This window comes from Bacillus sp. MT(2024) (genome assembly GCF_036362845.1).
In the GTDB taxonomy this organism is placed as follows: Bacteria; Bacillota; Bacilli; order Bacillales; family Bacillaceae; genus Bacillus; species Bacillus velezensis.
The window spans coordinates 2,812,377-2,835,833 of record NZ_CP143632.1; the positions used below are offsets into that span (position 1 = coordinate 2,812,377).

The 23,457-nt window shown below is 43.0% G+C and carries 24 protein-coding genes, 2 pseudogenes and 1 other annotated feature (1 of these 27 cut by a window edge); of the genes and pseudogenes, 11 read left to right on the forward strand and 15 right to left on the reverse strand.

What is annotated here, in order from left to right; all coding sequences use genetic code 11:
- The first annotated feature begins 67 nt into the window (after positions 1-67).
- Positions 68-1,408 carry a branched-chain amino acid transport system II carrier protein gene (gene brnQ / locus VP472_RS13755; protein ID WP_003152412.1) on the forward strand — a complete coding sequence of 447 codons (1,341 nt, stop codon included), beginning with the start codon at positions 68-70 and terminating at the stop codon, positions 1,406-1,408.
- 113 nt (positions 1,409-1,521) lie between these two features.
- Here brnQ and ezrA read toward each other — a convergent pair whose 3' ends face one another.
- Positions 1,522-3,213: a septation ring formation regulator EzrA gene (gene ezrA, locus VP472_RS13760; protein ID WP_052586432.1), complete on the reverse strand. Its 1,692-nt coding sequence runs from the start codon at positions 3,211-3,213 to the stop codon at positions 1,522-1,524.
- A 195-nt stretch (positions 3,214-3,408) separates the two neighbouring features.
- On the opposite strand from ezrA, the gene hisJ reads away from it, so the two are divergent.
- The gene (gene hisJ, locus VP472_RS13765) at positions 3,409-4,221 is read left to right on the forward strand and encodes a histidinol-phosphatase HisJ (RefSeq protein WP_069473539.1); all 813 of its coding nucleotides are present in this window, start codon (positions 3,409-3,411) and stop codon (positions 4,219-4,221) included.
- Here hisJ and refZ read toward each other — a convergent pair.
- The gene (gene refZ / locus VP472_RS13770; protein WP_007408038.1) at positions 4,211-4,834 is read right to left on the reverse strand and encodes a forespore capture DNA-binding protein RefZ; all 624 of its coding nucleotides are present in this window, start codon (positions 4,832-4,834) and stop codon (positions 4,211-4,213) included. The genes hisJ and refZ overlap by 11 nt on opposite strands.
- Positions 4,835-4,959: 125 nt before the next feature.
- Between refZ and VP472_RS13775 the strand changes: the two genes are divergently transcribed.
- Entirely contained in the window at positions 4,960-5,442 is a 483-nt protein-coding gene (locus VP472_RS13775) for a GAF domain-containing protein (RefSeq protein WP_077722701.1), read from the forward strand.
- A gap of 34 nt (positions 5,443-5,476) precedes the next feature.
- Here the strand turns inward: VP472_RS13775 and VP472_RS13780 are convergent, their stop codons facing one another.
- A complete protein-coding gene (locus tag VP472_RS13780; protein WP_146277336.1) occupies positions 5,477-7,225 on the reverse strand; it encodes a sensor domain-containing diguanylate cyclase in 1,749 nt (582 codons plus the stop codon).
- 290 nt (positions 7,226-7,515) lie between these two features.
- On the opposite strand from VP472_RS13780, the gene rpsD reads away from it, so the two are divergent.
- Positions 7,516-8,118: a 30S ribosomal protein S4 gene (gene rpsD, locus VP472_RS13785; protein WP_003152406.1), complete on the forward strand. Its 603-nt coding sequence runs from the start codon at positions 7,516-7,518 to the stop codon at positions 8,116-8,118.
- Positions 8,119-8,261: 143 nt separating this feature from the next.
- On the opposite strand, the gene VP472_RS13790 is transcribed toward rpsD, so the two are convergent.
- Positions 8,262-8,411 carry a PhrK family phosphatase-inhibitory pheromone gene (locus tag VP472_RS13790; RefSeq protein WP_162886258.1) on the reverse strand — a complete coding sequence of 50 codons (150 nt, stop codon included), beginning with the start codon at positions 8,409-8,411 and terminating at the stop codon, positions 8,262-8,264.
- Positions 8,412-9,524: a response regulator aspartate phosphatase gene (locus VP472_RS13795; RefSeq protein WP_146277338.1), complete on the reverse strand. Its 1,113-nt coding sequence runs from the start codon at positions 9,522-9,524 to the stop codon at positions 8,412-8,414.
- A gap of 287 nt (positions 9,525-9,811) precedes the next feature.
- Here VP472_RS13795 and VP472_RS13800 point away from each other — a divergent pair, with 287 nt between their 5' ends.
- Positions 9,812-10,495, forward strand: a complete 684-nt coding sequence (locus tag VP472_RS13800) for a hypothetical protein (RefSeq protein WP_146284211.1) — start codon at positions 9,812-9,814, stop codon at positions 10,493-10,495.
- A 1,073-nt stretch (positions 10,496-11,568) separates the two neighbouring features.
- Here the strand turns inward: VP472_RS13800 and VP472_RS13805 are convergent.
- The 4 genes and pseudogenes from VP472_RS13805 to hmpA all read right to left on the reverse strand — a co-directional run bounded on the left by VP472_RS13805 (position 11,569) and on the right by hmpA (position 15,920).
- Entirely contained in the window at positions 11,569-12,969 is a 1,401-nt protein-coding gene (locus VP472_RS13805; RefSeq protein WP_095324133.1) for a metal-binding protein, read from the reverse strand.
- A gap of 421 nt (positions 12,970-13,390) precedes the next feature.
- Positions 13,391-14,218, reverse strand: a complete 828-nt coding sequence (locus VP472_RS13810) for a hypothetical protein (protein ID WP_146277342.1) — start codon at positions 14,216-14,218, stop codon at positions 13,391-13,393.
- A 222-nt stretch (positions 14,219-14,440) separates the two neighbouring features.
- Positions 14,441-14,619, reverse strand: a pseudogene (locus VP472_RS13815) (site-specific integrase); the annotation flags it as partial.
- A 110-nt stretch (positions 14,620-14,729) separates the two neighbouring features.
- A complete protein-coding gene (hmpA, locus tag VP472_RS13820; RefSeq protein WP_146277344.1) occupies positions 14,730-15,920 on the reverse strand; it encodes an NO-inducible flavohemoprotein in 1,191 nt (396 codons plus the stop codon).
- Between the two features lie 236 nt (positions 15,921-16,156).
- Between hmpA and VP472_RS13825 the strand changes: the two genes are divergently transcribed.
- The 3 genes from VP472_RS13825 to VP472_RS13835 all read left to right on the forward strand — a co-directional run bounded on the left by VP472_RS13825 (position 16,157) and on the right by VP472_RS13835 (position 17,350).
- On the forward strand, positions 16,157-16,384 hold the full coding sequence (locus tag VP472_RS13825) for a hypothetical protein (RefSeq protein ID WP_003152402.1): 228 nt from the start codon (positions 16,157-16,159) through the stop codon (positions 16,382-16,384).
- Positions 16,385-16,565: 181 nt separating this feature from the next.
- Positions 16,566-17,075 (forward strand): type 1 glutamine amidotransferase domain-containing protein, encoded by a 510-nt coding sequence (locus tag VP472_RS13830; protein WP_025285115.1) that lies wholly within the window; start codon positions 16,566-16,568, stop codon positions 17,073-17,075.
- A gap of 146 nt (positions 17,076-17,221) precedes the next feature.
- Entirely contained in the window at positions 17,222-17,350 is a 129-nt protein-coding gene (locus VP472_RS13835; RefSeq protein WP_255219918.1) for a hypothetical protein, read from the forward strand.
- 15 nt (positions 17,351-17,365) lie between these two features.
- On the opposite strand, the gene VP472_RS13840 is transcribed toward VP472_RS13835, so the two are convergent.
- From VP472_RS13840 to VP472_RS13850, 4 genes and pseudogenes are all read right to left on the reverse strand, one after another.
- Entirely contained in the window at positions 17,366-18,118 is a 753-nt protein-coding gene (locus tag VP472_RS13840; protein WP_077722710.1) for an SGNH/GDSL hydrolase family protein, read from the reverse strand.
- A 180-nt stretch (positions 18,119-18,298) separates the two neighbouring features.
- On the reverse strand, positions 18,299-18,547 hold the full coding sequence (locus VP472_RS13845; protein WP_071391491.1) for a hypothetical protein: 249 nt from the start codon (positions 18,545-18,547) through the stop codon (positions 18,299-18,301).
- A gap of 47 nt (positions 18,548-18,594) precedes the next feature.
- Positions 18,595-18,645, reverse strand: a pseudogene (locus VP472_RS20155) (hypothetical protein); the annotation flags it as partial.
- Positions 18,646-18,816: 171 nt separating this feature from the next.
- A complete protein-coding gene (locus VP472_RS13850) occupies positions 18,817-19,686 on the reverse strand; it encodes a cation diffusion facilitator family transporter (RefSeq protein WP_007408764.1) in 870 nt (289 codons plus the stop codon).
- Positions 19,687-19,908: 222 nt separating this feature from the next.
- Between VP472_RS13850 and VP472_RS13855 the strand changes: the two genes are divergently transcribed.
- The 3 genes from VP472_RS13855 (at position 19,909) to VP472_RS13865 (ending at position 21,839) form a co-directional block, all read left to right on the forward strand.
- Positions 19,909-20,715, forward strand: a complete 807-nt coding sequence (locus tag VP472_RS13855) for a TrmB family transcriptional regulator (RefSeq protein WP_017418381.1) — start codon at positions 19,909-19,911, stop codon at positions 20,713-20,715.
- Positions 20,716-20,787: 72 nt separating this feature from the next.
- Positions 20,788-21,519 (forward strand): AzlC family ABC transporter permease, encoded by a 732-nt coding sequence (locus VP472_RS13860; RefSeq protein ID WP_003152395.1) that lies wholly within the window; start codon positions 20,788-20,790, stop codon positions 21,517-21,519.
- Entirely contained in the window at positions 21,516-21,839 is a 324-nt protein-coding gene (locus VP472_RS13865; protein WP_003152394.1) for an AzlD domain-containing protein, read from the forward strand. Before VP472_RS13860 ends, VP472_RS13865 begins: the two co-directional genes overlap by 4 nt.
- Positions 21,840-21,879: 40 nt before the next feature.
- On the opposite strand, the gene sr7p is transcribed toward VP472_RS13865, so the two are convergent.
- Positions 21,880-22,005, reverse strand: coding sequence for a small protein SR7P (gene sr7p, locus VP472_RS13870; RefSeq protein WP_264080668.1), 126 nt, complete (start codon positions 22,003-22,005; stop codon positions 21,880-21,882).
- 119 nt (positions 22,006-22,124) lie between these two features.
- Positions 22,125-23,390 (reverse strand): tyrosine--tRNA ligase, encoded by a 1,266-nt coding sequence (tyrS, locus tag VP472_RS13875; protein ID WP_007613147.1) that lies wholly within the window; start codon positions 23,388-23,390, stop codon positions 22,125-22,127.
- A 50-nt stretch (positions 23,391-23,440) separates the two neighbouring features.
- Positions 23,441-23,457 (reverse strand) — a binding site (T-box leader); it runs 216 nt beyond the window's last position.

The following is a 23,457-nucleotide window of genomic DNA, read 5'->3' on the forward strand; positions in this document are numbered from 1 at the left end:
TCGTTTTGTTATATTATCTGACAATTAATTGACAGAATATTTCAACATAGTATTTAGGAGGACTTTTATGAAACACTCACTACCTGTCAAAGATACCGTTATTATCGGTTTCATGCTCTTCGCACTTTTTTTCGGGGCAGGAAATATGATATATCCGCCGGAGCTTGGGCAAGCGGCGGGGCATAATGTCTGGAAAGCGATGGGCGGTTTCTTACTGACCGGCGTAGGACTGCCGCTTTTGGGTATTATCGCCATCGCATTAACAGGCAAAGACGCGAAAGGACTTGCCGATAAAGCTCACCCGGTATTCGGCACTATTTTCACCGTTGTGCTTTATTTATCAATCGGGCCGCTTTTCGCGATTCCGAGAACCGGAACCGTTTCATATGAAATCGGTGCAGTTCCGTTTTTAAGCGGCATTCCGGAAAGATTATCTTTATTTGTTTTCACGTTGATCTTTTTTTCTATTACGTATTATTTAGCTCTTAACCCGTCCAAAATCGTGGACAGAGTCGGAAAGATTTTGACTCCCATTAAATTCGGTATCATTTTAATCATTGTCGTAAAAGCCATCGTCACTCCGATGGGCGGGCTGGGCGCCGTACATCAGGCATATTCCGGAACGCCGGTGTTCAAAGGATTTTTGGAAGGCTATAAAACAATGGATGCGCTCGCCTCAATCGTCTTCGGCGTCGTTGTCGTCAATGCTGTTAAAAGCAGGGGCGTCACCCAGCGTAAAGCGCTCGCGGCCGCTTGTATTAAAGCGGGTCTGATTGCAGCGGCGGGTTTGACATTCATTTATTTATCTTTGGCCTATCTGGGAGCGACAAGCACGGACGCTGTCGGGCCGCTCGGCGAAGGCGCAAAGATTTTATCAGCTTCATCTGATTACCTGTTCGGTTCACTGGGAAACATCGTTCTCGGCGCCGCCATCACCGTTGCGTGTTTAACGACAAGCATCGGGCTTGTCACATCTTGCGGCGAATATTTTTCAAAATTGATTCCCGCTTTATCATACAAAATGGTGGTTACGATTGTCACGCTGTTCAGTCTGGCGATTTCAAATTTCGGACTTGCTGAGATTATTGCATTTTCAGTTCCTATTTTATCAGCCATTTATCCGCTGGCGATTGTCATTATCGTCCTTTCCTTTATTGATAAAATCTTTAAGGAAAGACGCGAAGTCTATATCGCCTGCCTGATCGGAACAGGGCTGTTCAGTATCCTGGACGGTTTGAAGGCAGCAGGCATTCCGCTCGGATCATTAGATTCATTCTTAAACGCAAATCTTCCGCTTTACAGCATGGGAATCGGCTGGGTGCTTCCGGGCATTGCCGGAGCGATCATCGGCTGCATCATCACGTTTTTTATCAGCCCGCCCATCGAATTAAATAAAGCAAAATCGTAACATTCAGCGCCTGCGGTTTGATGTATATCAGCCATAGGCGCTTTTTATATTCCGTGAGAAACAAAAAAACTGCACCTCTGATTTCCATCAGGGTGCAGTTTTTGCTTGTGCGTCTATGAAGCAGATTGATCAGCTTTAATTTTTTTCACGGCGCCGGGAGCTGCTTTTTCAACAGCAGCTGCTGCCATCTCATAAGCTTCATTATAGCTGTAAGCGTAAAACAGCCGTTCCGCTTCTTTCAGCTGTTCGGATAAAATATGATTCTGGCTTCGGAAGCGGTTGCCGTACTGGATGATCCGCTCAATCAGCTTCACCTGAATCACAAGTTCTTCCGCCTCTTCGCTGACTTCCGCAACCACCTTTTCAGCTTCGGTCAGATGTTTGGCGGCTTCCTCCATGTTTAACGGCAGCTCTTCCAATTGGCTGACGGTTTCTTCTATATGATGATTTGCCGTCTCGAGCTTGTCCTTAACTTGTTCAGGAATTCCCGGCACGTTGCTTTTTTGCAGCATTCGGGCCGTGTCAGAAATGGTTTTCCGAAGATTCATCAGTGTTTCCCGCGCCTGCAGTTCTTCTTTTCTGAGCGCCTGCAGATTTTCACGGTATTCGGCATGTTCTTTCTGAGCCTCTTCCATCTGCTTTTCGATGGCCTCGACTTCTTCAATCAGCAGCGAGTAAGCGACATGCTCACCGTCAAGCTTTTCTCTCGCCTGCTCAAGGAGCCGGCCTATCGTTTCCAGCTGTTTTTCGAAAGCATGCTGTCTGCCGATTTCTCCCGCCGTCAGCTGATAGCTTTCCTTGACGAGTTCCGTTTCGGTTTTTGTGCGGTCTTTTTCTTCCTCAAGCTTCTCATACGCGATGATCAGCTCAGGCATTTTGCTTAATACGGACTGTCCGGCTTCCACTTCGCCTTCCAGCTGTTCATACATCGATTGAATGGTTTCATCAATCAGCTGAAGAATGGCGGACGCTTCGTCGACATCTAATTCTTCCAAAAGCGCGCTTTCGGCCCGTTTCAATTGATTTGTGAGTGTCTCCAGCTCTTTTTCGATTTGAATATGCTCCAATTTGTAGCCTTTTTCCGTCATTTCCCGGTAGCCGTCTTTCAGCTTGGCAATTTGGTTAGGCACGGTCTGTTTACAGTCCGCGAGCAGTTTCGGAACGTCATCTATGTATGTTTGAAGCTGATCCAGTCTGCGGTCCTGTTCAAGCAGCACTTTTCTCGCTTTAATGTAATTGCCGCTTTCCGTCTCTTCTTCGAACTTTTTTATGCCGCTCCAGATTTCGTCGAGATCCGTCTCCAGGCTGTTATATAGCTCTCCGTAGAGATGGCTGTACGCCAGAAGGTTTTTTCGCGCTTTTGAATACCGCTCACGCACCTGTTCAATCTCTCCGCGGCTTTTTTCCTCGCTCGTCACAAGGTCGCTGATCTCACGCAGTATGCCTTCTATATTTGATTCGGCTGCAGTGAGGAGGTCGTCGATGTGAACAAGCACCTGATTCGCTTTTTTGAACCGGTATTTGTCGGCGTTCTCTTCGGCATCATAAAGGAGCTCTTCTACTTTCGGCAGATGGGCTGTGACAATTTCATCCCACTCTTCGCGCCATCTTTCAAAGAACTCTTCCGTCTCTCCGGTCATTTTCAGATGTTTGATCTTGGACATTTCTTCCACTATCGAACGGTTTAAAATTTCAATCTTCCATGACTCCAGCCGGTCAATTTCCGTATAAATTTTTTTCCTGAAAAAGTAGCCCGCCGCAAAGAGCGCGAGCAGTATAACCAATAATCCGATGACTAACTCCATAATGAGCCCCCTTGTTGTTCTCTTAATCTGTCAGGGTGTTTTATGTATTCAGAAAGATTTCAATATATGTATTGAGAAAATCTGTCGTTTTCATTGTTATTATGATACCATGTAACCAACATTTTTTGACCAGAAATCAAAAACTTTTTGCATAATTTCGGCAGGATTCTGCAATTTTATAATGGAGTGACACAAATGGAAAAACGAGACGCTCATATCCACACGCCTTTTTGCCCTCACGGCTCGAAGGATGCGCTGAAAGAATATGTCGAAAAGGCCCTGGAAAGAGGCTTTGACTCGATCACATTTACAGAGCACGCCCCCCTTCCTCCGTCATTTCAAGATCCCGTACCGCTTCAGGACAGCGCGATGGATCTCAGACAGATGGAGGTTTATTTGGAGCGGCTTTCACAGCTGAAAAAGGAATATGATGGACAAATCAGCATTCTGACCGGGCTAGAAACTGATTTTATCACAGGGTATGAAGAGGAAACCGCGGCGTTTCTGAACACGTACGGCCCCTCACTGGATGACGGCATTTTATCCGTTCATTTTTTGAAGACCGGTCCGTCTTATATCTGCCTCGATTTTGACGAGCACGCGTTTCGGCAGCTTGCCGACCACTTCGGAAGCGTTGAAGCCGTATATGAACAATACTATGAAACTGTGTATTCTTCCATTGTAACACCTCTCGGCCCCTTTAAGCCAAAACGGGTCGGCCATATCACGCTCGTCAAAAAATTCGCACGCCTTTTCCCTTACAGCATGTCACCTCAAATAAGAGAGCTTGCGGCCCGCTGTCTTGACGCCGTGAAAGAACACGGAATGGAGCTGGATGTGAATACATCCGGGCTCAGAAAGAAGTTTGCCGGGGAAGTATACATGGAGGATTGGATGGCTGAGACGGCGAAGCAAAAAAAAATCCCGCTCATATTCGGGTCGGACGCCCATCAAGCGGAAGATGTCGGCAGTTCCTATGAAACGTACAAAAGCATCATTACTTCATAAGCGCCGCATCAGGCCGTCGGAACACGCTTTCGATCCATATCTTCACCTCTTCAAAATACCTTTTATAAAAGTACGGTTCATGAGGCTGCATATAGAGCACCTCCGTAATGTATTGAGGCTGAAGATACGGCATCATCAAGAGGGATTTCAATTGCAGAATAAAATGCGGCACGGGCAGCGTCAGCCGTCTGTGGCGTGACTGCCCTTCTTCAATCACCAGCTGGAAAATATATTTTTCTTTCATTAAGTAAGTAGACATAATTTCCCTGATAAGCACGGAATCAATCGTCACTTCCCGGTACACAAACCGCGTTAATTGACGGTTATCGTGCTGATAGGATAAAATATCGAAAATCACCCGCAGGATGCGTTCCTGCGCGTCTTCACCGTTCATACTGACGGCGGCTTTTTCCAGCGCTTCAGTATAGCCTTCGTAAAACTCGGAAACTAAATGTTCCATTAATCCGCCTTTCCCTTTAAAATAGTAGGAGATGTGCGCAACATTTACATCAGCTGACTTTGCGATTTCACGGACGGACGTGCCGGAATAACCTTTTTGGTTAAACAGCTGGACAGCGGCGTTAATAATTTTGTCTTTGGTGCTTACTTTCATACGGCTCACCCCTTTATGTGTAACAATTCAAGCAGAAAGGCGCCGTTCCTGTAAGAACTTCTCGACAAATGCCGGCAGAACGGCCGGAACTTTGTTTGATATTATAGAAAAAGTGAGGGTTTTCCATGTTTCATGTCGAAAAACAATCCGGAGATAAAGAAAAAAGTTATCAGCTTCTGCTTAAACAGCTCGAAGCCATGACAGAAGATGAAACGGATGCGATCGCAAATTACGCGAATGCATCAGCGCTTTTATACCATTCATTACATGAAGTCAACTGGGCGGGGTTTTACTTCGCTAAAGAGGGCGAGCTTGTGCTCGGACCGTTTCAAGGGCTTCCTGCCTGTGTGCGCATTCCGTTCGGCAGAGGCGTATGCGGCACTGCCTACTCTAACGGCGACGTGCAGCGGATTGCCGATGTGAATGTGTTCCCGGGACATATCGCCTGTGACGCGGCTTCCCAGTCAGAAATCGTTCTCCCGATCCGCGTAAACGGTGAAGTGATCGGTGTGCTGGACATTGACAGCCCCGTGAAAAACCGTTTTGATGAAACGGACGAAACCTATTTAGCAAAGTTTGTTGAAACGCTTGAAAAACGATTAGGATAAAAAAAGGAGCCCGGCCGGCAGGCCGGCTCCTTTTTTATGTCGTCGTGCTGTTTTGATGGATGATCAGCCGGTTTTTGCCGTTCCGTTTGGCGATATAAAGCGCCTCGTCCGCTTGCTGAACGAGCATTTTCAACGGCATCGGGCCTGTCTTTGACCAGCAGGAAACACCGCAGGAAATCGTCACGCGCGGCTCGGTGTTTTCCCGGATGGCGCGAACAAGCCTTTTAGCGATGCGTTCTCCGGATGACACGTTGATATTCGGCAGATAGACAGCCAGCTCCTCGCCCCCCCACCTCGCAGCGACATCATGCTCACGAATATGGTTTTTCATAACGGAGGCCACCTGAATCAGGATCGAATCTCCCGTTTGATGACCGTATGTATCATTAATGGTTTTGAAATTATCGATATCAACGAGGATGAATACACCCCGTTTATGAATTTTCATGCTGTATTGAATTTTCTCATCCAAATAGGTTCTTGAATACAGCTCCGTCAGCTGGTCTGTCTGAACAAGATGCTCAAGCCTGTCGCGCAGCATGGAGTTCGTGACCGCCAATGTCGCATGGTGAATGAGCGCTTGAAAAAGCTTATACATTTCAAACGTAAAAGCATACAAATCCTTTTTCAATAAAATCGCGAACCCGAAGACGGTGTCATTTTCGATCATCGGCACCGCCATCAGCGAGCCGTAGCCGTTTTCGCCGAATACAGTCTTTCCGCTGCCGATAAACACGCCCTTTTCTCCCTCGAACAGCTTTTCTTTCACAATGCTGATATAGGGGTTCGCACGTTCTGTCTTAAAAAAAGCGGTATGTCCCGGAAGCAGATTTTGCGTCTCAAAATGATCAATATGAAAAAAAGCCACTTCTTCCGCATGAAACGATTGGGTCATAATGGCGGCGAGTTCCCGCATCGTGTCAGTGAGTCTGAGGCGCTGATTCAGCTGCCGCGATGTTTCATTAATGAGCTCCAGATTCGCAATGCTTTTTTTCGATTGCTCATAGAGCTGCGCATTTTCAAATGCTTTTCCCGCTGCGCCCGCAAGCAGCAGCATTTCACTGAGAGTACTGCACGAAAGAACGGCATCCTGCAGCCCCTCCGTCTTCAGAACCCCGTAAGTCCCCTGCTGGCCTTTGATCGGCAGGTAAGCAGATGACCTGCCTTTTCTGAGCAGTCTCCCCGATAAATAAACCTTCAGGGCAGACGGGTCGGCATCTTTTCCGTCCATATGTAATTCTTTTGCGGGAAGCTGTCTGTCCGTATCCTGATCCTGCGTGATAAACAGTGAAAAGCGGAAAGACCGGAAAGCCGTACTCAAACTTGCCTGCAGTTTTTCCAAAACCTCATTTTGATCCAAAAGCGAATGGAACATTTCTGTCATTCTGTGAATTTTCCGCTGATGCTTCGTTTTGTCAAACAGCCCGCTTTGTCTCACAGATTGATTGATAAACTGAGTAACGATCTCAGGCAATGATTCCGGGATCGGCAGCCCGCCTTCCGAGCGCAGATAAAAGGATCTGCCGGACGTCTGATTCCTGATCATAAAACGGCCGTCACTCTCTTTCAGCGGAGCATAATGCGGTTCATCTTCTGTTTTTATGGTGAAACGTGTTGATTCTGCCGGTGAAAGGGTCAATGAAAGAGATGTAAAGCAGGATTCTAGAGCTGAGGCCAGCCATAACAGCGAGTCGGATAATGAGACGGATTCAGATTTCGTTAAGAAAAAAGAAAGCATTTTCTGATGAAAGGCCGTCACTTCATCAATTGTTTGTTTTTTCATTTTTATCACCTAAACATGTACTACTCATTTTTGTACATTATATCATAAACCGGCACTCTTCATGGAGAAATGGTTGACGGCGGCGGGGAAAAATCATATAATGTTCTTTGTGTGAAATATTGCAGCCTTTTTGTTCAGCTTCTGTGTTTGCATTTTGTTCCTTAGCTGTAAGGTGTATCGTGTAACTCTCTGCTGCTGGAGCGAGGATACATGAAAACAAAATGTGCACGGTCGGATCGAACAGACGGTTTTTATTTTCCACAAAATAAAACCAAAGGAGGAGTCACATTATGGCTCGCTATACAGGTCCATCTTGGAAACTGTCCCGCCGTTTAGGAATCTCTCTTAGCGGTACAGGTAAAGAATTAGAAAAACGCCCTTACGCACCAGGTCCCCACGGTCCGGGACAGCGTAAAAAACTATCAGAATACGGTTTGCAATTGCAAGAAAAGCAAAAACTTCGTCACATGTACGGTGTAAACGAACGTCAATTCCGCACATTGTTTGACAAAGCTGCAAAAATGACTGGTAAACACGGCGAAAATTTCATGATTCTTTTAGATGCACGTCTTGATAACGTTGTGTACAAGCTCGGTCTTGCACGCACTCGCCGTCAAGCTCGCCAATTAGTTAACCACGGTCACATCCTTGTTGACGGAAGCCGCGTTGACATTCCGTCTTACCAAGTAAAACCTGGTCAAACAATCGGTGTTCGCGAAAAATCAAGAAACCTTTCTATCATCAAAGAATCTGTAGAAGTAAACAACTTCGTTCCTGAGTACCTTACTTTCGACGCTGAAAAGCTTGAAGGTACATTCACTCGTCTTCCAGAGCGCTCTGAGCTTGCTCCGGAAATTAACGAAGCGCTTATCGTTGAGTTCTACTCCCGTTAAGTAAAACGCTCTTTAAAGAGCATTGGATTAAACCCTAGAAACGTTGTTATATCAACATTTCTAGGGTTTTTCTTTTGGGCTGTCAGAATGGTGGACAGATGCTCCCTCTCTTTATTAAAAAAAGCCCCGGACAGGGGCTTTTTTTATGTGCCAACTGGCCGCTCTGCTAATTGCAGAGTACCGACCGGGCGCTCTGTTATCTTAACATCCGATGATGCATGATTCATTTTGACTGCAGCTAAACCACTTAACGTAACGAAGGTGAGAGCTGCACAAAGAATAACTTTTTTCAATTACAATCCCTCCAGGTGCCTCATTTTCTCCTCGGCTAAAATAGCATGTTTAGAAAATTCAAGCGCCTCTTTATAGAGTCCATGCTTCTCACAGTGTTCTGAAATAACCAAAGAAAGATCAAAGACGCTATCAAGGTCATTTACTTCATATAAGTAAGAAATACCACCTCGACAAGTTTCAATGCTTTTACTCTGATCCTGCTGCAGAAGTCCGTAAATAATATTTATTTTAGCCTCATACACCTTATTCTCTTTTCGTTTAAAATATTCCTTTGTCTTTTTATAATAATATGGCATTTTATTTACATCCCCTATTTTATAAAGCTCTTTCAGAAACATATACAGGGAATTTATATAATAAACCGAGTCCCTCCAATCTTTATTTCTGATGGCTTTTTTCAAGGCATTTATACAGTCTTGGGAACGATTTGCTGCAGAATATGTAATACTTAAATTATGATGTATTAATGCGGTAAATAGTGAATCGTGTAGAACTCTCGAAATTCTGATTGCTTCTAAAAAACTTTCCTCCGCTTTTTCGTAAAGCCCTAAATCAGTGTAGTTTTGCCCGACAATCATAAGAGACGTGGCAAGCTTTCGTTTATAGCCTTCGTTCTCTCTATAAATTTGTACAGAGTCATTCATATAATTCAAAGAAATTAGACTCTGCCGCAGCATCATATACATAGACGCCACTTTCGAATAAAATTCAGCCCGCTCTATACAATCGGGTATATCTTTCAATTTTTTCTCGGCTATTTTGAACAAAGTAATTGCTTTCTCAAAATTCCTTTTGTGCGACTCATATAACGCTTCAAATAGAAAGAAATAATATTCAATCATATGGTCTGTTTTTTTTATTTCCTCAGCGTGGTTTTCATTAAAATATGAATGAGGCGGAAGCTCCTCCCCTTTCACCTGATACAAAAGCATTTTATGCCTTTCCTCCAACAAAGAATAATACATCAAAACTTCCTGATCCTCTTCCATCTCATCAAACAATGGTTTGACCTCTTCAAAATATTTCTCAGCAGACTCAGCGTCTTGTTGTTTTATCGCGATATACCAATCATTTAATATATTTGCAACACATTCAGAAGCCAGTTTACTCATAAGATAAACCCCTCTTTCTACAAATATTCTAAATTTTCTCAAACAATATTCTAGCATACCTTTAACATAAAATGTAATTAATAGGATTTTTTTCGACATCACGCAATTTTCTCTTTCGACATCGCGCAATTACAAAAAAAGGCTATTTACCCACTTTTTCAGAACGGTATTATAGCGGACTATTTATCTCCATTGTCGAATTTACACTTCGCTGTCCCTATTCTTAAAAAATAACAATACCGGTATAATTTGGGTCGTAACGAATATACAATAGGGAGTGTGATTGTTTGAAGAAATTCAGGTCAGCTTTACTTTTGTTTTTGGTCACTGCATTGGTTGTAGGTATTATGCCCAACTTTAAAGCCAAAGCAGAAAGCAATGAAATGTTGAACATCCCTGCATCAATGTCAAATGATACTGTAGGTGAGAATGTTTTTGAGATTGATGGGGAAAAGTATGTCTATTCTTACGACTTTACTGACCCAGCTGTGAATAAAGCTAAAGTTACTGAGGAAAATGGGGCAGTTACAAAATTTGAATACAACAACGAAACAAACACACTTTATAAAAACGGTGAGGTCGATTTTAACCTTACTATGGAGGAAGATGGGGTATTTTCTTCTTCTAATATGTCAACTATGAAGATACCGCCCGGTGGAAAATACATGGGGAAATACAATTATAAATACAATTTGAAAGGCGTTTCTGTCGGTGTGGCAGCCACAGCTATTTCAACAATAACAAAAACACCTTACAACGTAGTATTCGCTATTGTAGGGTTTTTAGCAGGTACCCAAACAACTGCATACTATACAGTATTCCAATATCGTTATGCCTTTAAATGCAGCGCATACCCTTATGCTAATAGAACAAAATTCTACGAAGACTCTAAAAGAAAGAAAGTCCTTAAAACGGCAGACAGTCCCAAATTCTTTGGAAGCAGGCCAATCCCATCAACTTGCCGACCATAAAAACGAGGTGAAAAAATATGCAACAAGAAAAAACAACGTCTAATATTAACAGGATATTAAAAAGATATATCCTACTGTTCCTTGTTTTATGTGCATGTTATTTTGTTTACATGGGCATTTTGGGTAATAAATTCACTCCAGTCCCATTGATTATTTTCATCGCTGGATCAATTATTGGGGAGTTAATCAGAATAGGAAGAATGAGAAGATAGGGGGTTACATCCTCCTATCTTTTTTAAACACACAAGCTTCACAAATTTGTTTTTACCCATCTTTCTTTTATGCTCGGTATATGACAGTGAAGACAATAACATCGAAACAGATGAAGTTAAGTGTACGCAAAAGAATTTAATTTTTAGTCTTGGGGAATTTGTACATTCTTTCATTTGATGTTCTGTTCCCAAATCCTCCATCCTCCGTCGTTGTCTACCGGCCATGACACGAGGCGTATAAGGGCAGCCATTTACTTGAATCCCAGAATAGGTTCATGCCGCCTTTATGCGGAACGATGTGATCGACAACTGTATCCGAGGTTCTTCTGCCCTGCATTAAGCAGGCGGCACATAACGGATGCTTGGGCAGGTAGCCAGCGCGCGACTGCCTCCACTTGCTGTTATACCCCCGTTTGGCAGCTGATTCCCGGTATTGGTCATAGGCCGGCTTTGTTCTCTGTGCTGTTCTCTGTGCTGTTCGCAGTAGTCCTCTCGTGTCAGGATAGGACATCCGGGTTTATTGCAAGGCTTCAAAGCTTTCTTCATTCCAATCCCTCCAATCATATTCTTCTTATACTGCTCCCCGCACTCAGAGCGTTCACCGCCGATAGTCATCCCGAGATTTAGCAGACACAGTTAGAATATAAAAAAAGGTGATTATGACTATTTCAGAGCTTTCCCTCTACCCTGAAACGATCCTTTCCTTCAATGTTCATTTGCACTCGAACCTGCACTACTCAAATAAAAAAGCGTCATCCCTAAAATAAAAACGCCTTCCCGTTTGGGAAGGCGCCTAATATAATTTCAACTGTCTAACCTGGAAGACTTTTCTTAAAAACGAACCAAAAGATATAATCACCATTATTTTTTTTTATTTATTTTCCGGTTTTTTTTCGCTAGTTTCTTTAGGTTTTTCTTTTTATTTTTATTTTGATTGGTTTTCCTTTTAGGATTAGTTCTTTTTTTCTCAGATGAAGGAAAGTAATGATTAAAAGGCCTAGCCTCAATACCTTTATTTATATAACTAAACTTACGAGTTTGATAAACAATTTCGGCTAATCCTATACAAGTCCTCATTAATTTAAAACATTCTTGAATAAACTCTGTTAAATATAAACTTTCCGTACTACCTCTACTTACATCACCTGAAGGGTAATATTTCAACTTCTGCGTATCAACATTATAGATGTAACTTCTATGTGCTATTGCATTTCGTAATCGATTATCAACTTTTGAGACAAATATTTTATCAAAGCTTTCTTGTCCATTTATAAATTCCAGCTTTCTCCCCTTTTTTTGCATTTTTTGATAATCCTTAATTTCTTGGATACTATCAATTACATTACTTTTCATTTCTTTAAAATCACCACGATGTTTCAAATTATTGTAAGCAACGATTAAATTTAAAACATCGCTTATATCTTCAAAAGTGTCTGTATAAAAATCCTTGATATCCTCAAAATCAACCGTTGTCAATCCAAGTTGTTTTATTGATTCCTCTCTGTGTTTTATGTCTGAATAAAAATCCAATCCAAAAATAGGAATAAACATATGGAATTTTTGGACAAACTTATCAAGAGTATTGAATAATTTTTTCTCGTAAGATCCTAAATTATTTTCAAAATGATTTGCAAGTAATAACAATTGTGTCGAGTTTATATTTTTAAGTTCATTAAATATATGATCTGTTATTTTCTTGAAATATCCTCCCGCAAAAATTTGAATAAACCGAGTATTTAAAAAATGGACTGCTCTCAACAATTCTAATTCGTTATCTACAGGAAACGGTGTTTTATCTAAGACATTATGAAGTTCTTTTCTCAAATATCCATGGCTCTCATTGAACCATAATTCATTAATCCGTTTAACTATAGGCCATTCATTATCAATTTTATAAAGGAATAAAAGAGTGCTTCGCTTGAAATGTTCTATATTCTCCCCCATAACAAAAACACCATTTTTAAAAAAGGGACTGAAAACGTCACTCTTCGATTCAGTATATATACGTATCTTATCTGTTAAAAGCTCACCTGAAACTTCCACTATAAAATCAGGCAATTGACCTGGATCAAGAGGATTGACATTTTTTAATTTAATAGAATACCCTGCATTTTTCTGGTCTAAATATACATTTCCATATATAGAAATTTTGCAATTTCCACATCTGATTCTAACTGGATATTTATCTAGCCAACCCAGCTGAACCTTTATACGAGTAATACTTTTACATACATTACACTGATAGTCTCCTGTAACAACCATAAACTTCACCACTCTTTAATATATGCCTACCATCTCTCTTAGACAATCAGTTAAACTTTAAACATAAGCGTTTTATTGATTTTTCTTATTTTATGTTTCGATAATGCTTTTTTGGCTTCACATATTATTATCGGTTAAAAACTAATTTATTTGGTACTATTTACGAAAATTGCCGAAAGATTTTTTCGGTGTTCGAATAAAAAAATGATCGTATTCGTATATATTCTTTCTAAACCGATTCCGTACTCAACCGTTACCAGCCAATCTTTTATCCCGGGAATTACCGGGAGCAGTTTACAGAGAAATATAAAAAAGGGACCCCGCTCATCAGCAGTGCCGCTTCCTTTACCATAATACTATATCTAAAACAAAATGGTGTGCCGTTATCCTGCCAAGTTTGTGCCAAAATTAATTCGAGTTGCTACTGTCTTTCATAATGATCGGCGCAAAAATCGCACCAGTAACCTTCAAACATCCATTTACCTTCATGGTTTATACTTATACGTTGTCCACATTTAAAGCACTCCTTGATTTCGTGTTCCGCAAAACAAATCGCACAGACTCCAGGATCTACTCCTAACCTATTGTCTGCAGCTACCGACTGTTCTGAGCATTCGTCGCATACCCAATCTAAAACTATTTGGGGAGCCCCATTCTTAACTGTATCGTACTCATACCAATAAATGTCGTTTCTGATCATTTCCTTTCTAGCTTCTTCAGCCCTTTCTTGAACTATTACATAATAATCAGTGCCTTCAATATAACTAAAATAAAACTCATGATAATTGGCTAAGACATTTTCTAACTCCACACTAAGTTCTAAATCAATAAAGCGTCCGATGTAATGTAACAGAAACAGCATATTTTCTTCTTTTTCTTGTCCAAATGCAAACTCATAATGAACTGCTGAATCTCTAAGTAGCTTTAAAATGTCGTAAGCACTCTGCTCATCATCAGTTATTGGGTTTTGTAATACTGCTTTTATTCTTCTGTATGCGTTCCCCACGTGAACTGTGGCTCTATAGCCTGTATCATAATCCTCCTTTTTATTATTATTTGATGCAAAAATTGCTTCTTCTCCTTCAACTTGTCGAAGTTTTTCTAATACAAATAAATCTAATGAATTTATTAGATTGATAATAGATTGCTTTATATCTGAAATTGAAAGCCTTTCCTCATATTCCTGTAAATTATGTAATCCGTGCTGTAAATAATCTATTGCATTATCTAGCAAGCCTAGGTTTCCCATTTAAAGAAGCCCCCTAATAAATTATGATTTGAATTATAACATGAGACGTCAGTTCCGAATTACCCATATGTTATATACTGTGCAACTGCCCGAAGCGCCGTCAGCCCTCGCCACCCTTGTTTTCAAGCAATATGACTAAAATGAATTCCACATATGCTTTTTGAAGGGAATCAATAAAAATATGCAAAAAAAAGGCTCATCTTGTTTATGAGATGAGCCTGCTTATATCTTGAATTTCTTCATAGCGTTGTTCATGGCATCCTGATTGATTCCAATGAATCGAAGAGTTGTCCGTCCTGCAGCATGGCAACATCTTTTGTTTGCTTGTAAAAATGGTACCCGAATATTTTCCTCAGCGTGTGCGTACCTATATCATCCAAACCAACGTACTCAGCGGCAGCCACCGACGAGACACCCCGCTCTAATTCCCTGTTCGTTCTGTTATCTAGAATAAAAAAAGCACCCGATCCGGGTGCTTCATACATTAAAATCATCGCCCTTCCTTCTCCAGTCACACCATACTCAGCTGCGGTTCAAATAATTCATAGCGAATCGATTCCGGCGTTGTATTGAATTCAGAAATCAGTTTTTTCATTTCTTTAATGAACGACGGGGATCCGCACAGGTAAAAATCAGCATCTTTATCTGTCATCACTTCTTCTAACAGCTGTTTGTCAATCCGGCCTTCCCGAAAACGAATATTTTCTGAACGTTCTTGTTCGGACGGCTCGCTGTAAATAAAGACGGTGTCAGCGGATGAGTGTTCCGCGGCTTCTTCAGCTTCATGCCGCAGCGCATGATACTCTCCGCTCCTTGCCGCATGGATAAAGAGAACGTTTCGCTGCGGCTGGGTTTTGGCAACCGTCTTTAACATGCTGATCATCGGGGTAATTCCGACACCGGCACTGATCAGAACCAGATTCTTTTTGGAATCAGGGTCTAATACGAAATCCCCGGCCGGAGCGCTGATCTCAATTGAATCCTTTTCGTGTAATTGGTCATGCAGATATGAAGAAACAATTCCGTCTTTTTTCACGGAAATCCGGTAATAATCCTTACCGGATACATCCGACAAACTGTACTGGCGGATATGCGTATAACCCGTGTCCGGAATGTATACTTTTACACTGATATACTGTCCCGCTTTGAATTCGGGGAGAACTTGTCCGTCTTCCGGTTTTAAATAAAACGACGTTATCTCTTTGCTTTCTTTTACCTTTTTATCAATTTTAAACGCCTTATCGTCTTTCCAGCCGCCTTTTTGCGTTTCCGCTTGTTCATACATGTCCTTCTCAATTCCGATAAAAGCGTCTGCAATGACGCCGTATGCTTTTTCCCATGCCTGAATGACCTCAGGAGCAGCCCCGTCTTTTAGCACATCCTTTATCGCGATTAACAAGTACTTTCCAACTATTGGATAATGCTCGGGCTTAACACCGATACTCCGGTGCTTATGGCTGATTTGTTTGACGACGGGGACTATGTTTTCCAGCCGGTCAATATTGGCTGCGGCCGCAATCACAGCATTCGACAAGGCCGTACGCTGTGTTTTTTTCTTTTGATTCGTCTGATTAAAGATATTCAGCAGCTCAGGGTGATGCTGAAAAAGCAGGTCATAAAATCGGCCTGTGATTTCTTCACCATGCTCTTCTAAGACCGGCACTGTGCTTTTAATGATTTCAATCGTTTTTTCATCGAGCATTCTGAAATCCCCCTAAAGATGTATGCATCTCGATTGACCTGAGAAAAGAATCGTTTTTGAATTCTTTTTTATAGATTTCCCCGTTCAAAAAGGGTTAGCCATTCCAATTTGAGACGGCTTCAGGAAAAACCAGAAAAACGAAATTGCAGCTGAAAAATTGTGGACTTGCCATGGTGTACTTGTCCGATGCAAAACCCTCCTTTTCAGCATTTAATAAAGTACGGGAGGTGAGATGAATGGGTAAAAAATCGAAAGTGTATTACTGTGACCCTAAGTATATTGTGACTGACAAGTATACTGACAAAGAAGTGGTTTACGTCCATCCCATCAAACACATTAACAGAGAACATATCCGTTATGTTCCCCGCCACGTTTATCAGGAAGAAACAATTCACGAAGTCATTGATCCGGGCGATCCGGGGAAATGCGGGTGTAAAAAGGATAAAAAAAGACGCAAAAAGTAATTGGTTCGATTTCTTGCCTTATCTCAAGTTAAACACGTAAGTTTCAGCAGACCTCCGTACCTTTTGGCTCCTCTTTTTCAGAGGGGTCTTTTTTTCATGCCGTATCTTCAAGCAAATACGTTGTGAGGCGGCAATCCGCCTGATATTCTTGTCATATACAAATTCACAGGAGGCATGATGTATGAGCAAAAAAATCGCAGTTCTGATGACAGATCAATTTGAGGATATTGAATATACAAGCCCGGCGGAAGCATTTAAAGAAGCGGGCCACAGTGTGGTGACAATAGATTTGGAAGCAGGGAAAGAAGTGACGGGCAAGCACGGTGAGAAAGTAAAGATCGATCAAGCGATCTCAGACGCAGACCCAAAGGAATTCGATGCGTTATTGATTCCCGGAGGCTTTTCACCGGATCTTCTGCGCGGAGATGACCGCCCGGGTGAATTCACTAAAGCATTCGTGGAAAATCAGAAACCCGTTTTCGCGATCTGCCACGGCCCGCAGCTGCTGATTGATACCGACCTTCTTAAAGGAAAAGATATCACGGGATTCCGCAGCATCCGCAAAGACTTAATCAATGCCGGCGCACATTATAAAGATGAAGAAGTCGTCGTGAGCCATAACATCGTAACGAGCAGAACGCCTGACGATTTGGAAGCCTTTAATCGTGAATCATTGAACCTGCTGAAATAAGCGAATAAAAATGCACAGACCCGTTCAGTCTGTGCATTTTTTTATGGATTGATAAAGAAACACCAATAGTTAGACCTATTCTCTTCCCCATCCATAATAAGTAAAATAAAGAGTGGGTTTTTCAACACTCGACGGGAGGTTCACTGATGTGGATGATCATTTTGCTGCTGATCATTTTAATCGGTTTTACCGGTAATATCGTCTCGCTTTTGAGAGCGCAAAAACACGCATCTCAAAGAATAATTGAGCTTTTAGAAAAGCAAGGCCGAAAATAATCTGTTAGCGCTGTGTTACCCATAATAGTAATAATAATTCCGGCAGATTTCCTGAAATATGATTTGATGCCCTTTCTCGTTCGGATGAAGACCTTCTGACATGCACATGCTTCGGAAAGCGGGATTATACGGGTCGATGAGATCTGTATCAAACAGGTCGGCATACGGTACAGAGAGGAGTGTGCAGGCTTCTTTTTGGGCTTTCACATAGTCAGCCAGCTTCAGGCCCAGTTTATTTTTATCAGTATCACGGCGGACGATTTTTCCTTTTGATATTTTAGCTTGTCTCGTTGGGGTCACTACAATGATGCTCGCGCCTTTATTTCCGCTCCGCAGCTGCTGGATCACTTGGCAGAAGCCTCCGTAAAATGTGGTGATATCCTTTTCATCTGTGCCGATGGGAATGTGGTTGCACCAATCATCATCTGTTCCCTGGACAATGATGACATCATGTCCCTTTGTTTTAAGCGCCTGCTGATAAATGTTATCGCTTCCGTTGTTGCTCATGTTAACGCCGCTGACAGACAGATTGGTTATATCAGCGTTTGTCCGGTCTTTCAGAATGTCACCAAAGCCGTATTCCGCACGCAGCCCCCGGGCGACGCTGTCACCTAAGATCGCGATTTTTGAAGCCTTCCGCAGCCTGCTTATGCTGATGAAGTCAACGCTGATATGCCCGCTGTCCGTGATATGCAAAAGCTTGCTGCTTATGTTTTGCGAAGAGACTGTCTTTCCTTCAGAGTTATAAAAGTCCTCATTCAGTTTCATTCGGCGTCATCCCTTCCTTTTTATCCTCCGGCATCTTTTTTTGACACGAAAAACGGACACGAACAAACAGCGCCATGTTGTCAGTTCAGTGTCCGCAGATGATGATACCGGATCTTTTATGCAGTTCTCTTGCCATTATAGCAGATCTCCGTTACTTGTAATAGAGTCTGCAGTCAGCATTTAAAACAGCGCTTGCGGGTACGTTTTTGATGGGACCGTCTTCTGCTGCGGGAGCGATGTGTCCGGTGATGGCTCCGTCTTCTGCTGCGGGAGCGGTGTGTCCGGTGATGGCTCCGTCTTCTGCTGCGGGAGCGGTGTGTCCGGTGATGGCTCCGTCTTCTGCTGCGGGAGCGGTGTGTCCGGTGATGACTCCGTCTTCTGCTGCGGGAACGGTGTGTCCGTTTTCTGCTGCGGGAACGGCCCGAACATTTTTTGGAAACCGGTTCTTGGTATAAATACTCCCCTAAACCTTCTCTTTCCGCAACGGCAACTCCATGTTCAATTTCTTTAACAGAAATAGCGTTCAATTCTGTTCACCTCCCTTTTTCTTTACAACATAACGTATGAAATGTACCCCTCACGTGTATAAGCTTCTCTCTCATATGAGCGAGAAATGGACATTTATACAACAAAAAGACCCGTGGGAACGGGCCTTTTGCAGGCATTTTGCCGGGAACAAACGCAAACATAAGATCGATTTATTTCTTCCTCTCGCTCTCCGGCTCGGGGTGAATCATTACCTGTGCTTGTTTGAATTCATTCGTAATATCTCTTTCAATGCGGTCACACAGGTCGTGCACGTCTTTAATCGTCACGTGAGAGGCTACGACCAGGTGAAAATCAATATACTCTTGCGGGCCGGAGCGTCTTGTACGAAAATCGTGAATTTCAATAAATTCCTGTTGAAATGTTTCGATAATCTTTAAAATTGTTTTTTCTTCCTCTTCCGACAAACGGGTATCAATCAGCGGCGGGAATGCTTCTTTCATTAATTTAAACGCTTCATATATGATATACACCGCCAGCACCATACCTATAATGGGATCAAGTATGTACCACTCCGTTAAGGTAACGACCAAAAGGCTTGCCGCTACGCCTAATGATGTGTACACGTCAGTCAGTAAATGCAGGGCATTTGATTTCATTGCCACGGAATTAACCTTTTCGGCTTCTCTTTTTACGAACTTCGAAACGATCAAATTAATGAGAGCCCCCGCAAGCATCACAACAATTCCCAATACGGGCAGATGAACCGGCGCCGGGTTCACCAGTTTTTGAACGCATTCATATATCATCCAAATCCCTGCCGCAAAAATCAGAATCGTCTCGATGGTCCCCGACAGATTCTCGACTTTTCCATGACCGTACGGATGCCCTGTATCAGCCGGCTTTTTTGAAATCCTGACGGAGATAAAGGCGATGAAGGCGGCGATCAAATCTAAAAAAGAATGAATGGCTTCAGAAAGTATCGCGACAGATCCGGTTATTATCCCCACCACTATTTTGAGCATGACGACCAGGGAATTGCTTATAACCGATAAAAAAGCGATTTTAGAGGTGTTTTCCACCGTGATCCTCCTCTTTTTGACTTCTTGTATTTATCGTATCAAACGGCATTCGTGTGGGTCTACGGCAACGTTTTTCACAAAAGCCATACATGTAACTCATCATAAACTAAGTTGGAAAGCGACAAAACAGGCGAACCTTTCTTTCAGCACTCAAGTCCCATTGACAAGATATAACCGCTTACATTATAGTAGTTTCATGAATAACCACTACGGAGGATGTTTATGGACGATGTTCTGAAAGAATTACAGAAGTTTGGATTTTCTCAATATGAATGTAAAGCATATATCGGCTTGTTGAAACACTCGCCTGTTACCGGATATGAAATCAGCAAAAGGTCAGGCGTCCCCCGCTCAATGATCTATGAGGTATTGGGGAAATTAGTTGATAAAGGCGCTGTCCATATTGTACCGTCTGATCCGGTTACATATGCCCCGCTGGCCGGAAAGGAATTAATCGACCGGCTCCGGCACGATTTCGAGAACTCATTCGGCTACCTTGAGGAAAAGTTATTGGCGCTGGAAAGCGAGCAGGAGATGAATGTCATCCGCCGCATCAGCACGAATGATCATGTCATCAATGAGATGAAGGATATGATTGAAAAAGCCGAGGAAGAGTTGTGGCTGTCTGTCTGGGAACAGCAGATTCCCTTTATTCAAGAAGCCGCTAATAAACGCGCCGCCGAACAATTGCCCGTCTTTTCGATTGTGTTCGGCCCTCCGGAAGTGAAGCTCGGAAATACGACAAATCATAATATGTCTCCTGAAGTGGCGGAGAAACGGATGGGCGGAAGATTAACGATAGCTGCCCGAGATAATAAAGAAGTCTTAATCGCCAATTTTTCTCCGCAGACGAATGCCTGGGCCATTAAATCAGAAGATCCCGCTCTCGTTCTCGTGGCCATGGAATATATGAGGCACGATCTGATGTTCGCAGAGCTTGTGAAAGAAGTCGGGGCTGAAAAAGTTGAAGGCCTGATGAAACAAAACCATTCGTTATTTCATGTCGTCACCGGAAATCGGTTCATATAAATGTGAACCGTATTTTCTTTGATTTTTTCATTAGTCGTTATCATTATAATCTCTATGAAAGGAGTATAAAAAATGATTAACACAGAAGTGCAAAAAACCGCCGTTTCCCGGGAAATGAACGATACGTTTTTACAGGGGGTGCGGGATTGTGTGCCTACGCTGCTGGGCTATATGAGCATCGGTTTTGCTTTCGGCATCGTCGGCGTTGCCTCTCATCTAAGCATTCTTGAAATCTGTTTGTTATCCTTGTGTGTCTATGCCGGCGCCGCCCAATTTATTATTTGCTCGCTCCTTGTTTCCGGGAGTCCGATTTCCGCCATTATTTTAACGACGTTTATCGTCAATCTGCGGCACCTTCTGCTGAGCCTGACCATCGCGCCGTATTTCACGAAATACTCTCTGGCAAAAAATATCGGCTTCGGGGCTCTGCTTACTGACGAATCTTTCGGAGTAGCGGTGAACAAAGCGGCTCAGAACGGCAGGTTATACGATAAGTGGATGAACGGCCTCAATATAACCGCTTACATGTGCTGGGTTATTTCCTGCGTGATGGGCGGGCTTCTCGGGCAATGGATATCTGATCCTTACGCGCTCGGCCTGGACTTTGCTTTGCCCGCTATGTTTGCGGCGCTGCTTGTGCTGCAATTGCAGTCATCCGCTTCGGAAAAGCTGAAGCACAGCCTCTCCTTAATTCTCTATATGATCATTTTTATGGTCTTGTTATCGTATTTCGTCCCGTCACACATCGCGGTCATCGTCTCAACCGTGATTGTGGCAACGATCGGGGTGGTGACGGACAAATGAGCATCAGCACACAAATGATCTGGATTATACTCGGCTGCATGATTGTTACACTTGTGCCGCGCATTGTTCCGTTTATATTTGTCCGGAACATTCAGATGCCTGAATTGGCTTTAAAATGGCTCTCCTTTATTCCGCTTTGCATTTTGACGGCTCTGGTAACGGAAAGCATGATTGTGAAAACAAACAGCGCTTTGACCTTTGATTGGAAAGCAATGATCGTTCTCATCCCGACATTGCTTTGCGCGATGCTGACAAAAAGCTTATCCATCACGGTCATCACAGGAGTCGTGCTGATGGCCGCCGTCAGACTGATATGGTGACAATCAAAAGCCTCCATTCCGCAGAATGGAGGCTTTACCTTTATGATATCGGATTTTCTTCTTCCGTCTCTGATTCCTCGGCTTTGGCTTCGGCGTTTATGCTTTGCTGCTGTTCCCAATGATCCCGCTGCAATCTTTCTTTTGCGATGGTAAACATGAAATTCACGGCGCAGCACCCCTTCCCTGTTTTGCTTATACTATGTACTGTACTCATTTCCCCGTGCAGTATTCACAAAACATAAAAAAGCAGCCTGCCGCATGGAGCGGCCGGACTGCTTTTTATTTTCAGTACGTGATCAGGAAGTATTTTTTCTTTCCGCGGCGCAGTACGGTAAATTGATCTTCAATGCGGTCTTCCGCAGTCAGAAGATGCCCGATGTCCGTCTGGCGCTCGCCGTTAATGTAAACAGCTCCGTTTTGAATGTCTTCGCGGGCCTGCCGTTTTGAAGGCGATAATTTAGATTCCACTAGCACGTCTACTAAAGACAGTTCTTCAGAGCGGTCTTTTTCAAACGAAGGTACATCTTTAAATCCTACCTTGACGTCTTGAGCAGAAAGCTCTTTAATATTGCCGCTGAACAGCGCCTGGGAGATATGAACGGCCTGCTCAAGCGCTTCGCGGCCGTGTACAAGAACCGTCACCTCTTCAGCGAGACGTTTCTGCGCTTCTCTTTTCTCAGGAGCCGTCTCCGTTTTTTCAGCATAAGCTTCAATTTCCTCTTTTGACAAGAAAGTAAAGTATTTTAAGTATTTGACGACGTCGCGGTCATCTGTATTGATCCAGAACTGGTAGAATTCGTACGGCGATGTTTTTTCTTTATCAAGCCAAATGGCGCCGCCTTCCGTTTTGCCGAATTTCGTGCCGTCAGCTTTTGTGACGAGCGGAATGGTAAGACCGAAAGCTTTCGCCCCTTCTTCTTCTGATTTTCTGATTAGTTCAAGACCGGCCGTGATGTTGCCCCACTGGTCACTGCCTCCGATTTGGAGTTTGCAGTTCTTTTCTCTGTACAGATTCAGAAAATCGTAGGATTGCAGGATCATGTAGCTGAATTCCGTGTAAGAAATTCCGGTTTCAATTCTTGAGCTTACAGTATCTTTCGCAAGCATGTAGTTAATTCCGAAGTTCTTTCCGACGTCGCGGAGAAATTCAATGATGCTCAGCTTTCCGATCCAATCAAAGTTGTTCGCTATGACAGCGGGGTTTTCTCCCGCCTCGAAATCTAAAAATCGGGAAAGCTGATTTTTAATTTTTTGCGACCATTCGACAACGATATCCTGAGTATTTAACGTACGCTCCGCTTTTTTGCCGCTCGGATCGCCGATCAGTCCCGTCGCGCCGCCTACAAGCGCAATCGGATGGTGGCCTGCAAGCTGGAAACGGCGCAGTGTCAATATCGGCAGAAGGTGTCCGATGTGCAGGCTGTCAGCCGTCGGGTCAAACCCTGAGTATAAACGGATTTTTTCTTCGTTCAGCTGTTTATTCAGTCCTTCTTCATCCGTCATTTGCTGGATTAAGCCGCGGAATGATAAATCCTCTAATAAGTTAGTCATTTTGTCTGCTCCTTTGTTTATGAAAATAAAAAACGCCCCTTCGTTTAAAACGAAGGGACGATATAAT

Coding starts and splice junctions, on each gene's coding strand:
- VP472_RS13780 (WP_146277336.1), bottom strand. CDS start 7,225: ATGAAAAAACAAACAATTGATGAAGTGACGGCCTTTCATCAGAAAATG.
- rpsD (WP_003152406.1), top strand. CDS start 7,516: ATGGCTCGCTATACAGGTCCATCTTGGAAACTGTCCCGCCGTTTAGGA.
- VP472_RS13810 (WP_146277342.1), bottom strand. CDS start 14,218: ATGGGAAACCTAGGCTTGCTAGATAATGCAATAGATTATTTACAGCAC.
- VP472_RS13835 (WP_255219918.1), top strand. CDS start 17,222: ATGTGGATGATCATTTTGCTGCTGATCATTTTAATCGGTTTTACCGGT.
- VP472_RS13830 (WP_025285115.1), top strand. CDS start 16,566: ATGAGCAAAAAAATCGCAGTTCTGATGACAGATCAATTTGAGGATATT.
- VP472_RS13805 (WP_095324133.1), bottom strand. CDS start 12,969: ATGGTTGTTACAGGAGACTATCAGTGTAATGTATGTAAAAGTATTACT.
- ezrA (WP_052586432.1), bottom strand. CDS start 3,213: ATGGAGTTAGTCATCGGATTATTGGTTATACTGCTCGCGCTCTTTGCG.
- VP472_RS13775 (WP_077722701.1), top strand. CDS start 4,960: ATGTTTCATGTCGAAAAACAATCCGGAGATAAAGAAAAAAGTTATCAG.
- VP472_RS13865 (WP_003152394.1), top strand. CDS start 21,516: ATGAGCATCAGCACACAAATGATCTGGATTATACTCGGCTGCATGATT.
- VP472_RS13855 (WP_017418381.1), top strand. CDS start 19,909: ATGGACGATGTTCTGAAAGAATTACAGAAGTTTGGATTTTCTCAATAT.
- brnQ (WP_003152412.1), top strand. CDS start 68: ATGAAACACTCACTACCTGTCAAAGATACCGTTATTATCGGTTTCATG.
- tyrS (WP_007613147.1), bottom strand. CDS start 23,390: ATGACTAACTTATTAGAGGATTTATCATTCCGCGGCTTAATCCAGCAA.
- hisJ (WP_069473539.1), top strand. CDS start 3,409: ATGGAAAAACGAGACGCTCATATCCACACGCCTTTTTGCCCTCACGGC.
- VP472_RS13860 (WP_003152395.1), top strand. CDS start 20,788: ATGATTAACACAGAAGTGCAAAAAACCGCCGTTTCCCGGGAAATGAAC.
- VP472_RS13825 (WP_003152402.1), top strand. CDS start 16,157: ATGGGTAAAAAATCGAAAGTGTATTACTGTGACCCTAAGTATATTGTG.
- refZ (WP_007408038.1), bottom strand. CDS start 4,834: ATGAAAGTAAGCACCAAAGACAAAATTATTAACGCCGCTGTCCAGCTG.
- hmpA (WP_146277344.1), bottom strand. CDS start 15,920: ATGCTCGATGAAAAAACGATTGAAATCATTAAAAGCACAGTGCCGGTC.
- VP472_RS13845 (WP_071391491.1), bottom strand. CDS start 18,547: ATGTTCGGGCCGTTCCCGCAGCAGAAAACGGACACACCGTTCCCGCAG.
- VP472_RS13795 (WP_146277338.1), bottom strand. CDS start 9,524: ATGAGTAAACTGGCTTCTGAATGTGTTGCAAATATATTAAATGATTGG.
- VP472_RS13840 (WP_077722710.1), bottom strand. CDS start 18,118: ATGAAACTGAATGAGGACTTTTATAACTCTGAAGGAAAGACAGTCTCT.